This is a genomic window from Stenotrophomonas sp. BR163, from assembly GCF_047520985.2.
In the GTDB taxonomy this organism is placed as follows: Bacteria; Pseudomonadota; Gammaproteobacteria; order Xanthomonadales; family Xanthomonadaceae; genus Stenotrophomonas; species Stenotrophomonas sepilia.
The window spans coordinates 59,966-78,198 of record NZ_JAXBRE020000015.1 but is presented as its reverse complement, the minus strand read 5'-3'; the positions used below and the strand labels follow the sequence as shown (position 1 = coordinate 78,198).

The following is an 18,233-nucleotide window of genomic DNA, read 5'->3' as shown; positions in this document are numbered from 1 at the left end:
GGCAATTCCTGGCGCCGTTACGACTGGCGGGCGGCGACGAACTCGCCGAGCGCGCGCACGCTGGAGAAATGGCGACGGGTTTCTTCCGAATCGGCCGAGAGGCTGACACCGTACTTCTTCTGCAGCGCCAGGCCCAGCTCCAGCGCGTCGATCGAATCCAGGCCGAGGCCCTCGACGAACAGCGGCGCGGTCGGATCGATGTCCTCCGGCGTGATGTCCTCCAGCGAAAGGGAGGAAATGATCAATTCCTTGATCTCGTGCTCAAGTGCTTGCACGGGGCGGATCTCCAGACAGGTCGAAATAACGAGAAAGGTGCTCGGTGACGCGGCGGGCTGCCAAGGCATCCCCCCTTGGCGAGTCGTCATCGGCCAGGAAGGGCGCGATCGGGATATCTTCGCCGATCTGCAGCCGAACGTGAAAGCGACGTGAGGGGACACGATACCACTTCTGTCCCTTGGTCAACGTGGGCGGGGTGCAGGTAATCCGCACCGGGGTGATGTCCAGCCGGCCGCGGACGGCGATGTTGGCGGCCCCGCGCTGCAGCCGCGGCGGCTGGCCCGGCACGCTGCGGGTGCCTTCGGGGAAGATCACCAGGGTGCCGCCGGCGTGCACCGCCGCCACGCAGTCATCGACCAGGCCAGCGCCATCGTCATTGGAGATGTAGCCGGCCGCCCGCACCGGACCGCGCATGAACGGGTTGCAGGCCACGGCCCGTTTCACCACGCAATCGGCGTTGGGCAGCAGCGAGATCAGGCAGACCACGTCGATCAGGGTCGGGTGATTGGCCAGGACCAGCAAACCGTCGCGCTGCAGGCGTTCACCGCCCTCGATCTGGTAGGTCATCACCCCCAGCGCGCGCATCAGGCGCAGATGGCTGGCAAAGGCAACCTGAACCACCCGGCGCGCCCGGCGGCGACGGACCGCCGGGTCGCGCATCAGCAGCAGCACCGGCATCACCAGCACGCCCAGCAGCAGGCCACCCATGCCGAATGCGGCAAAGCTCAGGCCGGTGCCGAGCACCCGCCAGGCATGATCGAGGCGGCGCAGCGCCTCAGCCACGGCGCGCCCAGTGCCAGCGCTGGCCCTGGGCCACGTGCTCCAGCGCCGGCGCACCGGACAGCAGGAAGCGGTGCAGGTCCAGCGCGTGCGGCAGCGCGCCCGGGGCGGTGGCAGGGGCCTCCGGCGCCGCCTCCCACTGCAGGGAGAGGGTCGGCTGGCCCGGCATCGGCGCCGTCAAACGCCAACACCAGGCAAAGAACGGGTCGGGTTCGTCGGCGAACGTCGCGTAAATCTCGGGAAGGCGCGACTCATACACCACGACCCGAACTTCGCGGGCGCCATCGGCGAGCAGACCGGCCGCTTCCAGGCAGGCGGTTTCGACCGTGGCCTGGCCGGCGGCCAGCGCCAGGTAGTTGCCACGGTGGCCGCGCGCGATCGAGTACAACGCAGCGATCGCGTTGTGCACCGACAGGCCGAACCCCGTTGGTGACAAGGGCTGATCATTGGACAGCGCCCCCAGCAGCTCCATCGAACGGGCCACGTCGCCGTGGCGGCTGGCGAACACCAGCGGGACCTGGCTGTCCGCCCCCTGCCCCTCCTCGCACCAGCAGGCGGCCTGGATCGCCATCCGGCCCAGCCGCTCGATGCGGCGGCGCTGCATTGCCGGGATCTCGGCCAGCGCCGGCGTGTCTTCGCCAACCGGCGGATACGGCGCATCGGCCCAGCCCAGCCACTGGCTACGTTCGCTCAGGCCGGGCGCCCAGGCAGCCCAGTCGACGATGGAGAATTCGATCATTTAGCGAAGGTGCTTCAACGGGAGAACGATAGGCACGAGCCATTACGGCGACGCGCGGCGGCCCCCCAGTCCTGCAGCCGTGCGTCCGTCCAGGACGTCGCCGGCTGCCCCCCTGGCTGCCGGAAAGGAGCGCACGCTAGCACGTCCTGCACGGGGTGTGCAGGTTTCACATTCCCCAACACGGGAGCCGGCACCGGCGGCCCCCGCTTCAATCGATCAGTGGTAACCGGTATCGGCGTGCACCTTGCCACGGAACACCCGGTACGACCACGCCGTGTAGCCGAGGATGACCGGCAGCAGAATGACCAGGCCAACCAAGGTAAAGCCCAGCGAGGAGGCCGGCGCGGCGGCCTGCCACAAGGTCATCGACGGTGGCAGCAGGTAGGGCCACATGCCCAGTACCAGGCCGAGGAAGCCGAGCACGAACAGGGCCAGGCTGAGCAGGAACGGTGGCAGGTCGTGGCGCGGGTGGGTGGCACTGCGCCACAGCGCGGCGGCTACCGCCAGGGTCAGCAGCGGCACCGGCGACAGCCACCAGAAGTTGCCGTCGCTGAACCAGCGCGCCATCAACCGCGAGTCGAGGAACGGCAGCCAGCTGCTGACCAGGCCCATCGCCGCGATCACCGCCACCACCAGCGGCCGGGTCATCTGCCGCGCCAGCGCCTGCACGCGTCCCTCTGTCTTCAGGATCAGCCAGGTGCTGCCCAGCAGCGCATAGCCGGCCACCAGCGCGGCACCGGTCAGCATCGCGAACGGGCTGAACCAAGCGAACGGCCCGCCCTGATAGACACCGTCCACCAGCGGGATGCCCTGCACCAGCGTGCCCAGGATCACGCCCTGGGCGAACGTCGCCAGCAGCGAACCGAGGCCGAACGCCACGCTCCACAGCCGGCGTGACCGATGTGCTTTGAAGCGGAATTCAAAGGCCACGCCACGGAACACCAGCGCCACCACCAGCACCAGCACCGGCAGGTACAGCGCCGACAACAGCACCGCATAGGCCCTGGGGAAGGCCGCCAGCAGGCCGGCACCCCCCAGCACCAGCCAGGTCTCGTTGCCGTCCCAGATCGGCGCGGCGGTGTTCATCATCAGGTCCAGCTGCTCCTCGTCCTCGGCGAAGGGGGCGAGGATGCCGATGCCAAGCACGAAGCCGTCCAGCACCACGTACATCAGCACGCCGAAGCCGATCACCGCGAACCACGCCACCGGCAGCCAGGTCATCAGGTCCATGTCAGCGCTCCTCCAGCGGTTCGTCGGCTGCCGACAGCGGGCGCGCCGGGGTGTGGCTGCCGTGGTCCAGCGACGGCCCTTCGGCGTAGGGCTGCGGTCCGTGGCGCAGGATCTTCACCAGGTACCAGATGCCCCAGCCGAACACGAAGGCGTAGCCAACCACGTAGACGCCCAGCGACAGCGCGGTCATCCACGCGCTCTGCGGGCCGACCGCATCGGCGGTGCGCAGCAGGCCATACACCACCCACGGCTGGCGCCCCATCTCGGTGACGAACCACCCCGACAGCAGCGCGATGAAACCGCTGGACAGCATCCAGTTCCAGCCGCGCAGCAGCCATGGCGAATCGAGCAGCTTGTTGCGCCACAGCTGGAAGGCCGACACCCAGGCCAGCAGCAGCATCAGCGTGCCCAGCCCGACCATGATGCGGAAGGCAAAGAACACCGGCGTCACCGGCGGCCGCTCGCTGGCCGGTACCGAGGTCAGCGGGTCGAAGGTGCCGTCCAGGCTGTGGGTCAGGATCACGCTGCCCAGCTTCGGGATGGCCACTTCGAAATCGTTGCGCTCCTCCTTCTCGTTGGGTAGCGCGAACACCACCAGCGGTACGCCCTCGCCTTCCCGGGTCTCATGCCAATGCGCTTCCACCGCCGCGATCTTCATCGGCTGGTGCTTGAGCGTGTTCAGGCCGTGCATGTCGCCGACGAAGATCTGCACCGGCACGGTCAGCGCGGCGAATGCCACGGCGGCGATCAGCATGCGCCGGCCCGCTTCCACGTGCGTGCCCTTGCGCAGGTACCACGCGCCCACGCCACCAATCACGAAACAGGTGGTGATGAACGAGCCCAGCGCCATGTGCGCGAGGCGGTAGGGGAATGAGGGATTGAACACCACCTGCCACCAGTCCACCGGATGCACGATGCCGTTGACCATCTCGTAGCCGGCCGGCGTGTGCAGCCAGCTGTTGGACGACAGGATCCAGAACGTGGAGAACAGCGTGCCCAGCGCAACCATGCAGGTGGACAGGAAATGCAGGCGCGGCGAGACCCGGCCCCAGCCGAACATCATCACGCCGAGGAAGCTGGCTTCCAGGAAGAACGCGGTCAGCACCTCGTAGGTCAGCAGCGGGCCGATGACCGTGCCGGCCACCTCGCTCAGCCGCGGCCAGTTGGTACCGAACTGGAAGGCCATGACGATGCCGCTGACCACGCCCATGCCGAACGACACCGCGAAGATCTTCTGCCAGAAGAAGTACAGCTCGCGCCACACGGGCAGCCTCGTGCGCAGCCAGCGCCATTCGATGAAGGCCAGCCAGCTGGCCGTGCCGATGGTGAAGGCGGGGAACAGCACGTGGAAACTGATGACGAATCCGAACTGGATCCGGGACAACAACAACGCGTCCAAGGGACGCCTCCTGCCTGCGACCGGTGGGATACCAGACCACTTTAGGAGGATTTCGTTAAGACGGGATGCGACCGGGTGACGCGCTGCTTCACTTTGTCGCAGGGGTCAACCGTTCTGGTAGTTGCCAACCTTGGTTGGCACACACGCCCAAACGCCGACCCAGGTCGGCCTCTACCCACCGCGATTGGAGCGGCCCCTTGCCCGGCGGGTGCCTCAGTGCCAGAAATACCAGGCCGCCGCAGCCAGCAGGGCGCCAAACAACAGCACCTGCACCACCACATAACCCACGCCACCGTCGCGCGACTCAGCGGCAATGCGCTTCTGCAGCGCCTCGCTCACATCCGGCGTGTCTTCCTGCTGTGCCTGCTCACGCAACGCCTGTGCCAGCGCGCGCGCTTCCGCATCGCGAGGGTCGGTCGGTGGATTCACAGCAGCTCTCCGGCGGTGGCATGCCGCGTCAGTTCCTGCTTCAGGATCTGGCGCGCGCGGTGCAGATGGCTCTTGATGGTACCGCGCGCCAGCCCGGTCACCTGTTCGATCTCGGCCAGATCGAAATCCTCCAGGTAATGCAGGCCGACGATCAGGCGCTGCGGCGGACTCAGCCGTTCCAGTGCCGCGCCGAGCTGGCGCCCGGCCTGCAGCGCCTCGCTCAACTCGGCCGGCCCGGGGCCTTCATCGCCGATCCCCAGATCCTCCGGCACCTCCACCGCCACCCTCCATTGCGCCTCCAGCCGCCGCCGGCGCAGGTGCTGCAGCGCCGTGGTGTAGGCGATCCGGGAAACCCAGGTGCGCAGCGAGCATTCAAAACGAAACCGATGCAGCTGGCGGAACACGGCAAGGAAAGTTTCCTGCAGCAGGTCGGCGACCTGGTCGCGGTCGCCCACCATGCGTCCGATCACATGCGCGCAGGTGCGCTGGTGGGTCTCCACCAGCTGCGCGAAGGCCGACTGCGAGCCATCGATGATGGCCCGCACCAGAGCCTGGTCCGCGTCCAGCGCTTTGGCGGGGGCCGCCGTCGCCGCCGTATCCTCGCGGCGACGGCCCCGCAGTGCCGACAGCGCTTCGCCGAGCAGGCTCATGCGCGGGGCGCCCCCTGTGCCCGTGGCATGCCTGCCTCAGCCCTTGCGCGCGGCAGGCCGGGTGAAGTGCCAGGCCAGCAGCTGGCCGAGGCCGGCACTGCCGACCAGCGCGGCGGCGGCGCCAAAGGTCAGGTCACGGGCCCCGATGGCTTCCAGCAGGGCCATGGCCAGGGCCAGGCAGACCAGGCTGATGCCCCAGCGCAACGCACCCTGGCGGCGGCGCTCTTCTTCCAGCACGGCCAGCGAGCGGATCACTTCCTCCGGTACGTGCGGGGCCACCAGCTTGCTGCGCGCGCGCGCATCTGCAATGGCATGGATCGCGTAGGCGATGCAGATGAAGAGGGTGATCGGGATCAGTTCCTGCATGGTCGGGCTCCTGTTCGATGGATGATGCGGGTTCAGGAGAATGGATGCGCGACCACGGCAACCGGTTGCACTAGGTGTCCGCCGACGTTTCGCTGGCGCCGGTCGTGTCCGTCGGGTCGGGGAAATAGGTCTCCACCTGAAAATCCAGCTGCAGGTCCGCCATCAGCCGCAGCAACTGCGGATCCAGCTCGAAACTCGCCCATGCCGTCTTTCCAAAGATGCCAACACGCAGGCCGATCCCGGCCCCCTCATGCAGCAGTTCCCTGATCACGTCGGTGCGTGCCCGCAGGAGATCGACCAACGCCGGCCAGGCATCCATCAGCCAGCCGTCCTTGCCCCGCTCCAGTACGAACACCACGCGGGTCGCCGCATGAACCCGGATCAAGGTACCGTCGCGATCCCGATATCCGGTCCCGACATCACGGGAAAACGCCGGTTCCAGATCCAGCCGGGCGGCAATTCCGGCGCCGGCCTCTGTCGGGTGCTGCACGCCCAGAGAGATCCTGTAGTCGTAGCGGTACATATCGGTTCCATCCGAACGGAATGACCATCATGCCGCACACGCCGTCGCAGCAACCCGGGCGGTGCCGTTTTGCCGATTCCGCTGCCATGACCTGTGGCCCCTGCCCCCGGCCCGGACGGCTGCTACCCTTGCCCGGTTTCCTCTTCTGGTGCCGTCCGCCCATGTCCCGAGTGCTGCCCCTGTCCCTCCTGCTGTCGGCCGTGCTGGCCGCACCGGCCGCGCATGCCGCGCCGACGCCGATCACCATCGAACAGGCCATGGCCGACCCGGACTGGATCGGCCCGCCGGTCGAGAAGGCCTGGTGGTCGTGGAACAGCCAGCAGGTGGAATACCAGCTCAAGCGCAACGGCAGCCCGGTGCGCGACACCTTCCGCCAGCCGGTGGCCGGCGGCGTGGCCGCGCAGGTGGCCGATGACCAGCGCGGCACCCTGGACGTCGCCGATCCGGTCTACGACCGCAGCCGCAGCCGCAGCGCCTTCGTGCGCAATGGCGATGTGTTCGTGCGCGACCTGCGCAGCGGCGCGCTGACCCAGCTGACCCGCAGCAACGAGCGCGCCGGCAACGTGAACTTTGCCGCAGACAACGGCGTGATCTGGCGCGTCGGCCAGAACTGGTTCCACTGGACCGCCGCCAGCGGCGTGCAGCAGGTGGCCAGCCTGAAGGCCGAGAAGGACCCGCGCACGCCGCCGAAGGCCGACGTGCTGCGCGACCAGCAGCTGCGCACGCTGGAAACCCTGCGCCGCGACCGCGAGCAGCGCGAGGCATTGAAGGACCAGGACCAGCGCTGGCGCCAGGCTGATCCGACCCGCGCACCGGGCCCGGTCTACCTGGGCGCCGACGTCGAGATCGGTGACAGCGTGCTGTCGCCGGACCTGACCCACCTGATCGTGGTGACCAAGCCGAAGGACTTTGACGACGGCCGCACCAGCAAGATGCCGCTGTACGTGACCGAGTCGGGCTACGAGGAAACCGAGGACACCCGCACCCGCGTCGGCCGTAACGGCTTCGAGCCACACACCCTGTGGTACGTGGACGTGCGCACCGGCAAGGCCGAGAAGGTCTCGCTGTCCGGCCTGCCGGGCATCAGCACCGACCCGCTGGCCGAACTGCGCCGCAAGGCCGGCAAGGATGCGCTGAAGGGCGAGCGCAGCGTGCAGGTGATGAGCGACTTCATGGGCGGCGGCATCCGCTGGAGCGCCGACGGCCAGCAGGCCGCGGTGATGCTGCGCGCCAACGACAACAAGGACCGCTGGATCATCAGCCTCAATGCTGCCGACGGCCGCGTGCAGAACCGCCACCGCCTGACCGACAACGCCTGGATCAACTGGGGCTTCAACGATTTCGGCTGGATGGCCGATGGCCGCACGCTGTGGCTGTTGTCCGAGGAATCGGGCTTCTCGCACCTGTACACCCAGGCCGGCACCGCCAAGCCGCAGGCGCTGACCAGCGGCAAGTGGGAAACCTCGGCGCCGGTGCCGTCGGCCGATGGCAAGGGCTTCTACTTCCTGTGCAACCAGCAGGCGCCGCATGACTACGAAGTCTGCGCGGTCGACACCGGCAGCCGCCAGGTGCGCGAGCTGACCAGCCTCAACGGCGTGGAGGATTTCTCGCTGTCGCCCGACGGCCAGCAGCTGCTGGTGCGCTACTCCGGCGCCTACCTGCCGCCGCAGCTGGCGGTACTGCCCAGTGCCGGTGGCCAGGCGCGCGTGCTGACCGACACCCGCACCGCCGACTACAAGGCACGCCAGTGGATCCAGCCGAAGCTGGTGGCAGTGCCGTCCAAGCATGGTGCCGGCGTGGTCTGGGCCAAGTACTACGAACCGGAAAACAAGGAACCGGGCCGCAAGTATCCGATCGTGATGTTCGTGCACGGCGCCGGCTACCTGCAGAACGTGCACCAGCGCTACCCGGCCTATTTCCGCGAGCAGATGTTCCACAACCTGCTGGTGCAGAAGGGCTACATCGTGCTGGACATGGACTACCGCGGCAGCGAGGGCTACGGCCGCGACTGGCGCACGGCCATCTACCGCAACATGGGCCACCCGGAACTGGAAGACTACAAGGACGGCCTGGACTGGCTGGTCGACACCCAGCAGGGTGACCGCGACCACGCCGGCATCTACGGCGGTTCCTATGGCGGCTTCATGACCTTCATGGCGCTGTTCCGTGCGCCGGGCACCTTCAAGGCCGGCGCCGCGCTGCGCCCGGTGGTGGACTGGCACAACTACAACCACGGCTACACCAGCAACATCCTCAACACCCCGGACATCGACCCGGAGGCGTACCGCGTGTCCTCGCCGATCGAGTACGCGCAGAACCTGCAGGACAACCTGCTGATCGCCCACGGCATGATGGATGACAACGTGTTCTTCCAGGACTCGGTGAACCTCACCCAGCGCCTGATCGAACTGCACAAGGACAACTGGTCGATCGCCCCATACCCGCTGGAACGCCACGGCTATGTGCGTGCCGATTCCTGGCTGGACCAGTACAAGCGCATCCTCAAGCTGTTCGAGCAGAACCTGAAGTGAGCAACGCCGCAGCCACGATCCGGATCGTGGCTGCGGTCATCCTGGATGACCGCGGCCGGGCGCTGGTGGTGCGCAAGCAGGGTGCGCGCCGCTTCATCCAGCCCGGTGGCAAGCCCGAACCCGGCGAGGCGCCCCTGCAGGCGCTGGCCCGCGAGCTGGACGAGGAACTGGGCGTGCAGCTGCGCGCCGATGCCGCCATCGCGCTGGGCACGTTCGAGGACTGGGCGGTGAACGAGCCCGGCCACCGCGTGCAGGCACAGGCGTGGTGGGTGCAGGTGGACGGTGCGCCGCAGGCGCGCGCCGAAATTGCCGAACTGGCCTGGGTGCCGCTGCAACCGCCGCATGGCCTGCCCTTGGCACCCTTGAGCGAACACCATATCCTGCCGGCCGTCGCCACCCGGGCGACGGCCCGCTGAGCAGGCGGGCGCCGACTGCAAGGACATCGGATGTCAATGTCGATCCCGTCGATCCCCTCGCCGCTTTCTCCGGCCTATCACGCCTGGGTGCGCCCGGTCGCACAGGCTTCGTTCTGGCTGTCACTGCTGCTGACGATCTACTTCGTGCTGCAGGGGCTGGTGCTGTGGCCGCTGCAGAACCTCGCGCTGTGGCGCCTGGTGGAAAGCGAAGTGCAGCTCCAGCAGATGCACAGCCTGGTCTGGCTGCTGTCGCACCCGGTGGCTGCGTCAATGATCGTCGCGCTGTTCTGCCTGGCCTCGACCGTGTCCAGTTGGGGCCTGCTGCGTGAACGTCGCTGGGGCCTGTGGAGCTTCGTGGTACTGCTGCTGCTGAGTGCCCTGACCAACTTCGCAGCCGCCTGGTGGCTGGACCTGTTCATGGGCGACTTCATTCCGTTGCTGGCCGATGACCCGGCCCTGCTGCAGGAACTGCAGCTGAAACGCTGGCTGATCACGCTGACCGTGGTCGGCATGTCGTTCGTGCTTCTCGGCCTGCAGGGCTGGCTGGCCTGGCGCCTGCTGCGCCCCGACGTGCGCGCGCGCTTCCACTGAGTTCTGCCGGGCGTGGGCCAAGGCCTCCGGCAGCACCCGGCGTTTTGCCTTTGATCGTCAAGGAGACGACATGCTCTCATTCGCACCGTACCGCCACTGGCTGGCCTGGGCGTTGCTGCTGGCCACGCCGGTGGCCGCGGCACAGTCACCGCAATGCGGCCTGTTCAAGGCCGACGAAGGCAGCAGCACGCTGCGCGTCAGCTCATCCAACCGTGGCGAGCAGAAGCACTTCGGCAGCGCACCGACCCCGGTAGCATTCCAGCAGATCGAAGGCAAGCTGCAGCTGGTGAATCTGGAATATGGCCTGCCCAGCGCGCTGCAGGTGCGCGACCGTGGCCGCATCCTCGAGGTGGACGGCACGGTCTACACCCTGCAGGCCCCTGCACAGTGCGCCGCAGCCGCCGCGCCGGCTGCGGGCAGCTGCCTGGCCGATGCGGCGGCCTGCCTGGACAACCGCCACGAGGCGACCCCCACCGCGCTGGCAGCGGCGTGCCGGGAAGGCGTGCCCGGCATGTGCCTGCAGCTGGCCGATCGCTGGCATGACGAGGCCAGGGCGCCGGCCACGCCGGATGAGGCGCAGCAACAGGCCATCCTCGATACCGCACTGGCCGGCATCGAACTGCCCGTGCCGTGCCGGAATGGCGGCTTCAGCAACGAGACACCGGCCTGTGCAGCGGCGCTGGAAGCGGATCCGGCGCTGCAGGAGCAGATCGTCAAGGCCGCGATGGGTGCGGCGATGGTCGAAGCCGTGAGCTCCGTGCTGTCACCCTCCACGCCGGTGGTGGTGCCGGCCGCGCAGCGCCAGCAGCTGTTGCAGTTGTGCCAGCAGGTCGGCCATGGCGGCTTCTGCAGCCGCGTGGCCGAGCTCTCGTGGGAATCCGGCGACCCCTTGCAGGCGGTGCAGGCACTGGCCACAGCGTGCGCGCCCGGCAATGACAGCGCCGCCTGTGAGCGCCTGCCTGCGTTGCAGGCGCTGGGCGCCTCGTTGCGGCCGCAGCCGGCTACGGCGCTGCCCTGCGGCACCTTCCGCGCCGCGGGTGGCCTGATGGATACGCTGGACTTCGGCGATGCAGGACGGGTCGGCATCGGCTGGGACAGCCAGCTGCGTGCCCGTGTCGAAGACGGCGACGTCCGCATCCGCCACGACAAGGGCGGCGACTTCGTGCTGCGGCCGTTGCCCGGGGGCCAGCTGCTGGGCCTGGACACGTGGACACGCTTCCAGGTGTTCGTGCCGACCGGCGAGGGCGCGAGCACCTGCAGCCCGCCGAAACACTACACGGTGCTACCGCTGCCGCAGGACTGCCCGCAAGCGCTGGCCAGCGGCGGTGCCGAAGCCTGCTGCGCGCAGGGCAAGCTGCAGGGCTGCAACATTCTTGGCAACCGTCTTGCGCTGTCCGGCCAGTGGCGACAGGCGGCAGAGCACTACACCACCGTGTGCCGTGCCGGCGTGCGCGAGGGCTGCGAGAACCTGGTCGCAGCGCAGGGCCGCAGCAGCGACGTCGACGCCCATGCGACGCTGGAGCGGCTGTGCGCCGCCGACCGCAGCGGGCGCCACGTCGCCTGCGATGTGCTGGACACCGGAAACTGGAGCGCCCTGGAGCTGGGTCGCGTCCTGCAGGAGGCGGTGGACGAAGCGACGGCCGAGGACGCTCCGGCGCCGCGCACTTCCAATCGCAAGCGCTGAGCCTGCCAGGGCCTGTCCGCAGCGTTGGCCGGGCCCTGCGGTAAAGTACGCGCCATGAACGAATTCGAGCGCGTTCGCGCCTACCTCACCGAGCTGCAGGACCGCATCTGTGCGGCGATCGAGGCCGTCGATGGCCGGGCCCGCTTCCAGGAAGACCTGTGGCAGCGTGCCGAGGGCGGTGGCGGGCGTACCCGCGTGCTGCGCGACGGCGCAGTGTTCGAGCAGGCCGGCATCGGCTTCTCCGACGTCGCTGGCAGCCGCCTGCCGCCGTCGGCCTCGGCCAACCGCCCGGAACTGGCGGGCGCCTCCTGGCGCGCCACCGGCGTGTCGCTGGTGTTCCACCCGCTCAACCCGTACGTGCCGACCACCCATGCCAACGTGCGCTTCTTCCAGGCGCAGCGCGACGGTGAAGTGGTAGCCAGCTGGTTCGGCGGCGGCTTCGACCTGACCCCGTTCTATCCGTTCGACGAGGACGTGCAGCACTGGCACCGGGTCGCACGCGATCTGTGTGCGCCGTTCGGCGACGAACGCTACGCCGCGCACAAGCGCTGGTGCGACGAATACTTCTTCCTGCGTCATCGCAACGAAACGCGCGGCGTCGGCGGTCTGTTCTTCGACGACCTGCACGGCGATTTCGAGCGCGATTTCGATTATCTGCGCGCGGTCGGCGACGGCTTCCTCGATGCGTACCTGCCGATCGTGCAGCAGCGCAAGGACACACCACATGGCGAACGCGAACGCGAGTTCCAGCTGTACCGCCGCGGCCGCTACGTGGAATTCAACCTGGTCTACGACCGCGGCACCCTGTTCGGGCTGCAGAGCGGTGGCCGCAGCGAAAGCATCCTGATGAGCCTGCCGCCGCGGGTGCGCTGGGAATACGGCTTCTCGCCCGAACCCGGCAGCCCCGAATCGCGCCTGGCCGACTACCTGGTGCCGCGCGACTGGCTCTGAGGGGTGTCGTCGCGCGGGACGTGGGCTCGGCGCTGGTCAGCTGCCCTTCCGCGCGATGATGGTGATGTGCCCTGTCGTCTCCAGCAGGGCAATCTGCACGTCTTCAATCTGCAGCCCGCCCTGCTGGCGCAGCGCGGCATCGAAGTCGGCGCGGCTGATCAGCTCGCGGCGAAATACCGCCTCGAACAGGCGACCACCGCGCGCAGGATGAATTCCCACCACGGCATGGCCAGCGCGAACAGGTCGGGCATGGTCTTCCCCTGCTGGACAGTGGCCCATCCTGACCCCATCTGCGGTTCCGGCAGTACAAATAAAAAGCCCCGCTGACCAGGGGGAGGTCAACGGGGCCGGGGAACGGGCACTTGGGGAGGAGTCCCCGTTCCGAGATCTGCTCCAGGGGATGGGAGAGATCCACAACAGGCATTGCGCCTGTCGGGAGTTATAGAAGCACTCCGAACACTAACGGTTCGTGAAGGGGCCCCATTTAATGAAATTCAATCGGGGCAACATTCATGGTCGAGTCAGAAACCCCCGACTCATGAACACATTCACGTCGTTTTCGGCCTGAAATGCCGTCAGTGCGCTTCGTCCCAGTTGTTGCCGACGCCCGTGTCGACCACCAGCGGCACCCGCAGTTTGGCCGCTTGCGACATGCGTTCCACCACCTGCAAACGCAAGTCTTCAACGAAACTGCTTTCGGTTTCGAAGACCAGTTCATCGTGCACCTGCAGGATCATCCGTGCCGGTGCCCCGCTGTCGCGCAGCCACTGGTCCACATTCACCATTGCACGCTTGATGATGTCGGCGGCGGTGCCCTGCATCGGCGCGTTGATCGCCGCGCGTTCGGCACCTGCGCGCAGGCCCTGGTTGCGGGCGTGGATGTCGTTCAGGTACAGGCGGCGACCGAACAGGGTTTCCACATAGCCCTGGTCACGGGCCTGCTGGCGCATCCGTTCCATGAAGTCGCGCACGCCCGGATAGCGGCTGAAGTACAGCGCCACGTAGTCCTGCGCCTGGCCACGGTCGATGCCCAGGTTGCGGGCCAGGCCGAAGGCGCTCATGCCGTACATCAGGCCGAAGTTGATCGCCTTGGCGGCGCGGCGCTCGTTCGGGGTCACCTCTTCCAGCGTGCGTCCGAACACCTCGGCGGCGGTGGCGCGGTGCACGTCGGCACCCTGCTCGAAGGCGCGCACCAGGCCCGGGTCCTCGGACAGGTGCGCCATGATCCGCAGCTCGATCTGCGAATAGTCGGCGGCCAGCAGCTGGCAGCCTTCCGGCGCCACGAACGCGCGGCGGATGCGACGACCGTCCTCGGTGCGGATCGGGATGTTCTGCAGGTTCGGGTCCGACGAGGACAGGCGGCCGGTAGCGGCGCCGGACTGGTGGTAGCTGGTGTGCACCCGGCCGGTGTCCGGATTGACCATCTCCGGCAGCTTGTCGGTGTAGGTGCTGCGCAGCTTGGCCAATCCGCGGTAGTCGAGGATCACCCGCGGCAGTTCATGCTGGTCGGCAATCGCCTCCAGCGCCTCTTCGTTGGTGCTGGGCTGGCCCTTCGGGGTCTTCACCACCGCCGGCAGCTTCAGCTCGTCGAACAGCACCGCCTGCAGCTGCTTGGGCGAATCGAGGTTGAAGCTGCGCCCGGCCAGCTCGGTGGCCTTCTGCTGCGCGGCCAGCATGCGCGAGGACAGGTCCTGGCTCTGCCGGCGCAGTTCGTCGGTGTCGATCCGCACGCCATTGGCTTCGATGCTGGCCAGCACCGGCACCAGCGGCATCTCGATATCGCGGTACACGCTGTCCAGCGCCGGCTCGGCCAGCAGCTGCGGCTGCAATGCATGGTGCAGGCGCAGGGTGATGTCGGCATCTTCGGCGGCATAGCGGCTGGCTTCGTCGATGCCCACCTGCGAGAACGGAATCTGCTTGGCACCCTTGCCGGCCACGTCCTCGAACTTGAGGGTGCTGTAGCCCAGGTAACGCAGGGCCAGCGAATCCATGTCGTGGCGGGTGGCGGTGGAGTTGAGCACGAAGCTCTCGAGCATGGTGTCGTCGTGGTAGCCCTGCACCTCCACGCCGTGGCGGCGCAGCACGTGCAGGTCGTACTTGCCATGCTGGCCCAGCTTCTTCTTCGCCGGGTCCTGCAGCGCCGGGCGCAGCGCATCCAGCACCTGCTGCATCGGCAGCTGGGCCGGCGCGCCGGGGTAATCGTGGCCGACCGGAATATAGGCGGCCCTGCCCGGCTCGACCGCCAGGCTGATGCCGACCAGGCGCGCGCGCATCGCATCCAGTGCGTCGGTCTCGGTGTCGAAGCTGATCAGGTCTGCCTGCTGCAGGCGTTCGACCCAGGCCTGCAGCTGCTCGGCGGTCAGAACGGTCTCGTATTCACCCGGCGCGGACAGTGCCGGATCCAGCGTGCCGGCGGCGGGCGCCTCGACGCTGCCACGTGCGAAGCCGGCCGCAGTGCCGCGCAGGCTCGGGGTTGCCTCGCTGGCCGCTGCCGGCGCCGGCACAGGTGCACCAAGTTCCTTCAGGGCCTGGGTGAAGCCGTAGCGCGTATACAGTTCGGTCAGCGCCGGCACGTCCTGCTCGCGCAGCGCCAGGCTGGTCGGGCTGGCCTCAAGCGCGAGGTCGGTGCGGATCGTCACCAATTCGCGGTTCAGCGGCAGGCGTTCCAGCGCAGCGCGCAGGTTCTCGCCGATCTTGCCCTTCATGGTCGGCGCCGCCGCCATCACCCCGTCCAGGTGCTGGTACTCGGCCAGCCACTTGGCAGCGGTCTTCGGCCCGCACTTCTCCACGCCCGGCACGTTGTCGACCGCGTCGCCCATCAGCGCCAGCAGGTCGATGATCTGATCGGCGCGCACGCCGAACTTGTCCATCACCGCCGCGTCGGAATCCATGCGGCTGCCGGTCATGGTGTTGACCAGTTCGATGCCCGGCCGCACCAGCTGGGCAAAGTCCTTGTCACCGGTGGAAATGGTCACCTTCAGATCCTGCGCCAGGCCCTGCAGCGCAAGCGTGCCGATCACATCGTCGGCTTCCACGCCGGGGATGCGCAGGATGCTGATGCCCAGCGCTTCGACGATGCGGCACATCGGCTCGACCTGGCTGCGCAGTTCATCGGGCATCGGCGGGCGGTTGGCCTTGTACTGGTCGTACAGGTCATCACGGAAGGTCTTGCCGGGCGCATCGACCACGAACGCGACGTAGGCGGGGCGCTCCTTCAGCGTCGAACGCAGCATGTTGACCACGCCGAACAGCGCGCCGGTGGGTTCGCCCTGTGCGTTGGACAGGGGCGGCAGCGCGTGGAACGCGCGGTACAGGTAACTGGACCCGTCGATCAGGACTAATCTGCTCATGCGCCGATTCTACGCGCCCGTGCCTGCACCGCGGCGACACGGCGCGCACACCGCGATGGGGCATAATCAGGGCTCTTTCCAGGCAAAGGCCCCCGCCGATGAAGACCCTGATGCTGGCTTCCCTGCTCCTGCTCGCTGGCTGCGCCAGCATGGGTGGCGCGGGTGCTCCCCCGGTGGACGTCAAGGGCGCGGATGTGTCCAGGCGCACCATGGACAACGGTGACACCATCGAGGAATACCGTGTGTCCGGCCAGCTGCGCATGGTCAAGGTGACCCCGTCGCGCGGTGCCCCGTTCTACATGTATGACAAGAACGGCGACGGCCGCATGGACAACGACAAGGACGGTGTCTCGCCGGTCTACTGGAAGCTGTACAGCTGGTGAGGTGACCGGGGTTGTGACCGGGGTCGGATCCCTTTCCACAGGAAAGGGCTCTGACCCCCTCGAAGCCATCGGCACGGCCGCCGATCCCCCCACAAAAAAACAACGCCGGCACGCATCCTGCGCACCGGCGTCGGGTCCCTCCCCGGGAACGCTTGAATCTGCGGGTATGGATCAGCGGATGACCAGTACCGGCAGCGTGCTGCGTGCCAGCACCTCGGCAGTCTGGCTGCCCAGCAGCACGCGGGTCACGCCACGGCGGCCGTGCGAGGTCATCACGATCAGGTCGCTGTTGCGCTCGGCCGCCGTCTCGATGATGCCGTCGGCCGCGTAGCGGTCCAGCACGTGCACCGGGTTGGCGGCGATGCCCTGCTCGGCAGCCTTGGCCAGCGCCGGCTGCAGCACCTTCTGCGCGCCTTCCTCGCGGTCAGCCTTGTATTCCGGGCTGTTCATGTAGCCCACGCTCCAGCCCATGGCGTCGTACATGCCGACGGCCCACGGCTCGGAGACAGTCACGATATCGACCTCGGCGTTGAGGTCCTTGGCCAGCTCCAGGCCCTTGGCCAGGCCCTTGTCGGCCAGCTCGGACCCGTCGGTGGCAATCAGGATGCGCTTGTACATGGTGGGGCTCCGTGGCGGTCTGCCAGATGGGAACGCCACCATTGCACACCGGATGTGGAGGCGGCGCCTTGAGCAGGATCAATCCGGCGCTGTGCAGGGGCCCGTGCGCACCGTCGCGTGGTCCGAGGGACGCGCTCGGCCGGCCCACTTCTGTAGAGCCGAGCCCATGCTCGGCTCCACAACAATGTCGCTCAGGCGATCTGCACCACGCGTGCGTTCTGGCACAGCGGATAACTGGACACGAATTCGGCAATCGCATCACGCATCGCCTCGAACGATTCGCCGTACATGTACAGTGCGGTTTCGGTCGGGCCCTGCCACCAGCTGCAGATCTCGCCCAGGCCATCGATGTTCCCGGACAGCTGCTCGAATACGTGGTTGGAATCGCACTGTTCGTAGACTTCGTCCGGCAGGTTCAGGCCATCCAGGTAGATGCCCAGGCCCTCGGTCACGCCGAAGCTGCGATCAGCTTCGCCTGCCCCCTGGATCTTCGACCCCTTCGGCGCACCCAGCTGCTCCAGCAGGTCGATCAGCTTGGGCACCCCGGCCACGTCGACCAGTGCCACTTCGATATCGCCGTATTCGACCTCGCCGTCGTCGGACATCGCGGTGCCGCCACCGGTGATCTCGCCGACATTGGCCGCCTGCAGCAGCGCATCGAGCGGGTCTTCGAACAGCTCGTGGCGATGCTCCGGCTGCAACCGGGCGTTCAACTTCACGGTGACGTGGAGCGTGGGTTCGGTCATGGGGCGTTCCTGGAAGAAGTGCCGCCTATTGTAGAGCCGAAGGTAGCGGCAGGAGCCGCTGCCAACGTCGCTTGCGACGGCCCGAAGGGTGCCGGTCAGGACGACCGGCATAGCCCGTGCTCGGCTGCTTTTCCCGCCAGAAGCAGCCGAGCATGGGCTCGGCTCTACAACAGCCCGTCAACGCAGGAACGGCGTCACCTTGTGCTTGAGCAGCTCGATCAGCACCGGGTCCATGTACTCGTAGTCGTCCGGAATATCCAGGCAGATCACTCGCTTGCCGTTCAACCACGCCTTGTAGCGGCTGGACAGCCGGTTGCGGTGGGCGCGCTCCATCACGAACACCAGGTCGGCCCACTGCAGCAGCTCGGGGCTGAGCACTTCCTCGGCATCGGCCAGCAACCCGGCCGAGGCGGTCTCGATACCCGGCCAATCGGCGAATACCTGCTCGGCCGTCGGGCTGCGCAGGCGGTTCTGACTGCAGAGGAAGAGCACGTTGCGGGTCATGAGCGCAGCCTAATCGGGGTCGGATCCCTTTTCCAACGGAAAGGGATCCGACCCCATACGTGCGGCT

At 67.6% G+C, this 18,233-nt stretch carries 19 protein-coding genes and 1 pseudogene; 6 read left to right on the top strand and 14 right to left on the bottom strand.

Annotation, left to right across the window (positions count from 1 at the left end; all coding sequences use genetic code 11):
* Nucleotides 1–17: 17 nt before the first annotated feature.
* From ACM0PY_RS13660 to ACM0PY_RS13620, 9 genes are all read right to left on the bottom strand, one after another.
* The gene (locus ACM0PY_RS13660; protein WP_005411610.1) at nucleotides 18–275 is read right to left on the bottom strand and encodes a phosphopantetheine-binding protein; all 258 of its coding nucleotides are present in this window, start codon (nucleotides 273–275) and stop codon (nucleotides 18–20) included.
* On the bottom strand, nucleotides 262–1,059 hold the full coding sequence (locus ACM0PY_RS13655; protein ID WP_134972853.1) for a lysophospholipid acyltransferase family protein: 798 nt from the start codon (nucleotides 1,057–1,059) through the stop codon (nucleotides 262–264). The genes ACM0PY_RS13660 and ACM0PY_RS13655 overlap by 14 nt, the downstream gene beginning before the upstream one ends.
* Nucleotides 1,052–1,795, bottom strand: a complete 744-nt coding sequence (locus ACM0PY_RS13650; RefSeq protein WP_180883659.1) for a beta-ketoacyl synthase chain length factor — start codon at nucleotides 1,793–1,795, stop codon at nucleotides 1,052–1,054. Before ACM0PY_RS13650 ends, ACM0PY_RS13655 begins: the two co-directional genes overlap by 8 nt.
* 216 nt (nucleotides 1,796–2,011) lie before the next feature.
* On the bottom strand, nucleotides 2,012–3,025 hold the full coding sequence (cydB, locus tag ACM0PY_RS13645; protein ID WP_111128549.1) for a cytochrome d ubiquinol oxidase subunit II: 1,014 nt from the start codon (nucleotides 3,023–3,025) through the stop codon (nucleotides 2,012–2,014).
* Between the two features lies 1 nt (nucleotide 3,026).
* Nucleotides 3,027–4,424 (bottom strand): cytochrome ubiquinol oxidase subunit I, encoded by a 1,398-nt coding sequence (locus ACM0PY_RS13640; protein ID WP_134972790.1) that lies wholly within the window; start codon nucleotides 4,422–4,424, stop codon nucleotides 3,027–3,029.
* A 213-nt stretch (nucleotides 4,425–4,637) separates the two neighbouring features.
* Nucleotides 4,638–4,853, bottom strand: coding sequence for a hypothetical protein (locus tag ACM0PY_RS13635; RefSeq protein WP_053498343.1), 216 nt, complete (start codon nucleotides 4,851–4,853; stop codon nucleotides 4,638–4,640).
* Entirely contained in the window at nucleotides 4,850–5,503 is a 654-nt protein-coding gene (locus ACM0PY_RS13630) for an RNA polymerase sigma factor (protein WP_111201089.1), read from the bottom strand. Before ACM0PY_RS13630 ends, ACM0PY_RS13635 begins: the two co-directional genes overlap by 4 nt.
* A gap of 36 nt (nucleotides 5,504–5,539) precedes the next feature.
* Nucleotides 5,540–5,869: a hypothetical protein gene (locus ACM0PY_RS13625; protein WP_005414880.1), complete on the bottom strand. Its 330-nt coding sequence runs from the start codon at nucleotides 5,867–5,869 to the stop codon at nucleotides 5,540–5,542.
* Between the two features lie 70 nt (nucleotides 5,870–5,939).
* On the bottom strand, nucleotides 5,940–6,392 hold the full coding sequence (locus ACM0PY_RS13620; protein WP_111201088.1) for a hypothetical protein: 453 nt from the start codon (nucleotides 6,390–6,392) through the stop codon (nucleotides 5,940–5,942).
* A 161-nt stretch (nucleotides 6,393–6,553) separates the two neighbouring features.
* Here ACM0PY_RS13620 and ACM0PY_RS13615 point away from each other — a divergent pair, with 161 nt between their 5' ends.
* The 5 genes from ACM0PY_RS13615 to hemF all read left to right on the top strand — a co-directional run bounded on the left by ACM0PY_RS13615 (nucleotide 6,554) and on the right by hemF (nucleotide 12,565).
* Nucleotides 6,554–8,923 (top strand): S9 family peptidase, encoded by a 2,370-nt coding sequence (locus tag ACM0PY_RS13615; protein ID WP_180883657.1) that lies wholly within the window; start codon nucleotides 6,554–6,556, stop codon nucleotides 8,921–8,923.
* Nucleotides 8,920–9,339 (top strand): NUDIX hydrolase, encoded by a 420-nt coding sequence (locus ACM0PY_RS13610; protein ID WP_005420325.1) that lies wholly within the window; start codon nucleotides 8,920–8,922, stop codon nucleotides 9,337–9,339. The genes ACM0PY_RS13615 and ACM0PY_RS13610 overlap by 4 nt, the downstream gene beginning before the upstream one ends.
* 30 nt (nucleotides 9,340–9,369) lie before the next feature.
* Nucleotides 9,370–9,930 carry a hypothetical protein gene (locus ACM0PY_RS13605; RefSeq protein WP_180883654.1) on the top strand — a complete coding sequence of 187 codons (561 nt, stop codon included), beginning with the start codon at nucleotides 9,370–9,372 and terminating at the stop codon, nucleotides 9,928–9,930.
* 70 nt (nucleotides 9,931–10,000) lie between these two features.
* Nucleotides 10,001–11,614 carry a hypothetical protein gene (locus tag ACM0PY_RS13600; RefSeq protein ID WP_180883652.1) on the top strand — a complete coding sequence of 538 codons (1,614 nt, stop codon included), beginning with the start codon at nucleotides 10,001–10,003 and terminating at the stop codon, nucleotides 11,612–11,614.
* A 54-nt stretch (nucleotides 11,615–11,668) separates the two neighbouring features.
* Nucleotides 11,669–12,565, top strand: a complete 897-nt coding sequence (gene hemF, locus ACM0PY_RS13595; RefSeq protein ID WP_049415973.1) for an oxygen-dependent coproporphyrinogen oxidase — start codon at nucleotides 11,669–11,671, stop codon at nucleotides 12,563–12,565.
* Between the two features lie 36 nt (nucleotides 12,566–12,601).
* On the opposite strand, the pseudogene ACM0PY_RS13590 reads toward hemF, so the two are convergent.
* Nucleotides 12,602–12,769 (bottom strand): annotated as a pseudogene (locus ACM0PY_RS13590) (YetF domain-containing protein); the annotation flags it as partial.
* 371 nt (nucleotides 12,770–13,140) lie between these two features.
* Nucleotides 13,141–15,915: a DNA polymerase I gene (gene polA, locus ACM0PY_RS13585; protein ID WP_180883650.1), complete on the bottom strand. Its 2,775-nt coding sequence runs from the start codon at nucleotides 15,913–15,915 to the stop codon at nucleotides 13,141–13,143.
* A gap of 98 nt (nucleotides 15,916–16,013) precedes the next feature.
* On the opposite strand from polA, the gene ACM0PY_RS13580 reads away from it, so the two are divergent.
* A complete protein-coding gene (locus ACM0PY_RS13580) occupies nucleotides 16,014–16,298 on the top strand; it encodes a DUF2782 domain-containing protein (protein ID WP_005420332.1) in 285 nt (94 codons plus the stop codon).
* Between the two features lie 171 nt (nucleotides 16,299–16,469).
* On the opposite strand, the gene ACM0PY_RS13575 is transcribed toward ACM0PY_RS13580, so the two are convergent.
* The 3 genes from ACM0PY_RS13575 to ACM0PY_RS13565 all read right to left on the bottom strand — a co-directional run bounded on the left by ACM0PY_RS13575 (nucleotide 16,470) and on the right by ACM0PY_RS13565 (nucleotide 18,166).
* Complete coding sequence (locus ACM0PY_RS13575; protein ID WP_069138872.1) at nucleotides 16,470–16,916, bottom strand: universal stress protein; 447 nt, start codon at nucleotides 16,914–16,916, stop codon at nucleotides 16,470–16,472.
* A gap of 191 nt (nucleotides 16,917–17,107) precedes the next feature.
* Nucleotides 17,108–17,662, bottom strand: a complete 555-nt coding sequence (locus ACM0PY_RS13570) for a hypothetical protein (RefSeq protein ID WP_111176037.1) — start codon at nucleotides 17,660–17,662, stop codon at nucleotides 17,108–17,110.
* A 177-nt stretch (nucleotides 17,663–17,839) separates the two neighbouring features.
* A complete protein-coding gene (locus tag ACM0PY_RS13565; RefSeq protein ID WP_005420343.1) occupies nucleotides 17,840–18,166 on the bottom strand; it encodes a low molecular weight protein tyrosine phosphatase family protein in 327 nt (108 codons plus the stop codon).
* Between the last annotated feature and the right edge of the window lie 67 nt (nucleotides 18,167–18,233).

Coding starts and splice junctions, on each gene's coding strand:
- ACM0PY_RS13575 (WP_069138872.1), bottom strand. CDS start 16,916: ATGTACAAGCGCATCCTGATTGCCACCGACGGGTCCGAGCTGGCCGAC.
- polA (WP_180883650.1), bottom strand. CDS start 15,915: ATGAGCAGATTAGTCCTGATCGACGGGTCCAGTTACCTGTACCGCGCG.
- ACM0PY_RS13650 (WP_180883659.1), bottom strand. CDS start 1,795: ATGATCGAATTCTCCATCGTCGACTGGGCTGCCTGGGCGCCCGGCCTG.
- ACM0PY_RS13600 (WP_180883652.1), top strand. CDS start 10,001: ATGCTCTCATTCGCACCGTACCGCCACTGGCTGGCCTGGGCGTTGCTG.
- cydB (WP_111128549.1), bottom strand. CDS start 3,025: ATGGACCTGATGACCTGGCTGCCGGTGGCGTGGTTCGCGGTGATCGGC.
- ACM0PY_RS13630 (WP_111201089.1), bottom strand. CDS start 5,503: ATGAGCCTGCTCGGCGAAGCGCTGTCGGCACTGCGGGGCCGTCGCCGC.
- ACM0PY_RS13620 (WP_111201088.1), bottom strand. CDS start 6,392: ATGTACCGCTACGACTACAGGATCTCTCTGGGCGTGCAGCACCCGACA.
- ACM0PY_RS13625 (WP_005414880.1), bottom strand. CDS start 5,869: ATGCAGGAACTGATCCCGATCACCCTCTTCATCTGCATCGCCTACGCG.
- ACM0PY_RS13605 (WP_180883654.1), top strand. CDS start 9,370: ATGTCAATGTCGATCCCGTCGATCCCCTCGCCGCTTTCTCCGGCCTAT.
- ACM0PY_RS13565 (WP_005420343.1), bottom strand. CDS start 18,166: ATGACCCGCAACGTGCTCTTCCTCTGCAGTCAGAACCGCCTGCGCAGC.
- hemF (WP_049415973.1), top strand. CDS start 11,669: ATGAACGAATTCGAGCGCGTTCGCGCCTACCTCACCGAGCTGCAGGAC.
- ACM0PY_RS13580 (WP_005420332.1), top strand. CDS start 16,014: ATGAAGACCCTGATGCTGGCTTCCCTGCTCCTGCTCGCTGGCTGCGCC.
- ACM0PY_RS13570 (WP_111176037.1), bottom strand. CDS start 17,662: ATGACCGAACCCACGCTCCACGTCACCGTGAAGTTGAACGCCCGGTTG.
- ACM0PY_RS13615 (WP_180883657.1), top strand. CDS start 6,554: ATGTCCCGAGTGCTGCCCCTGTCCCTCCTGCTGTCGGCCGTGCTGGCC.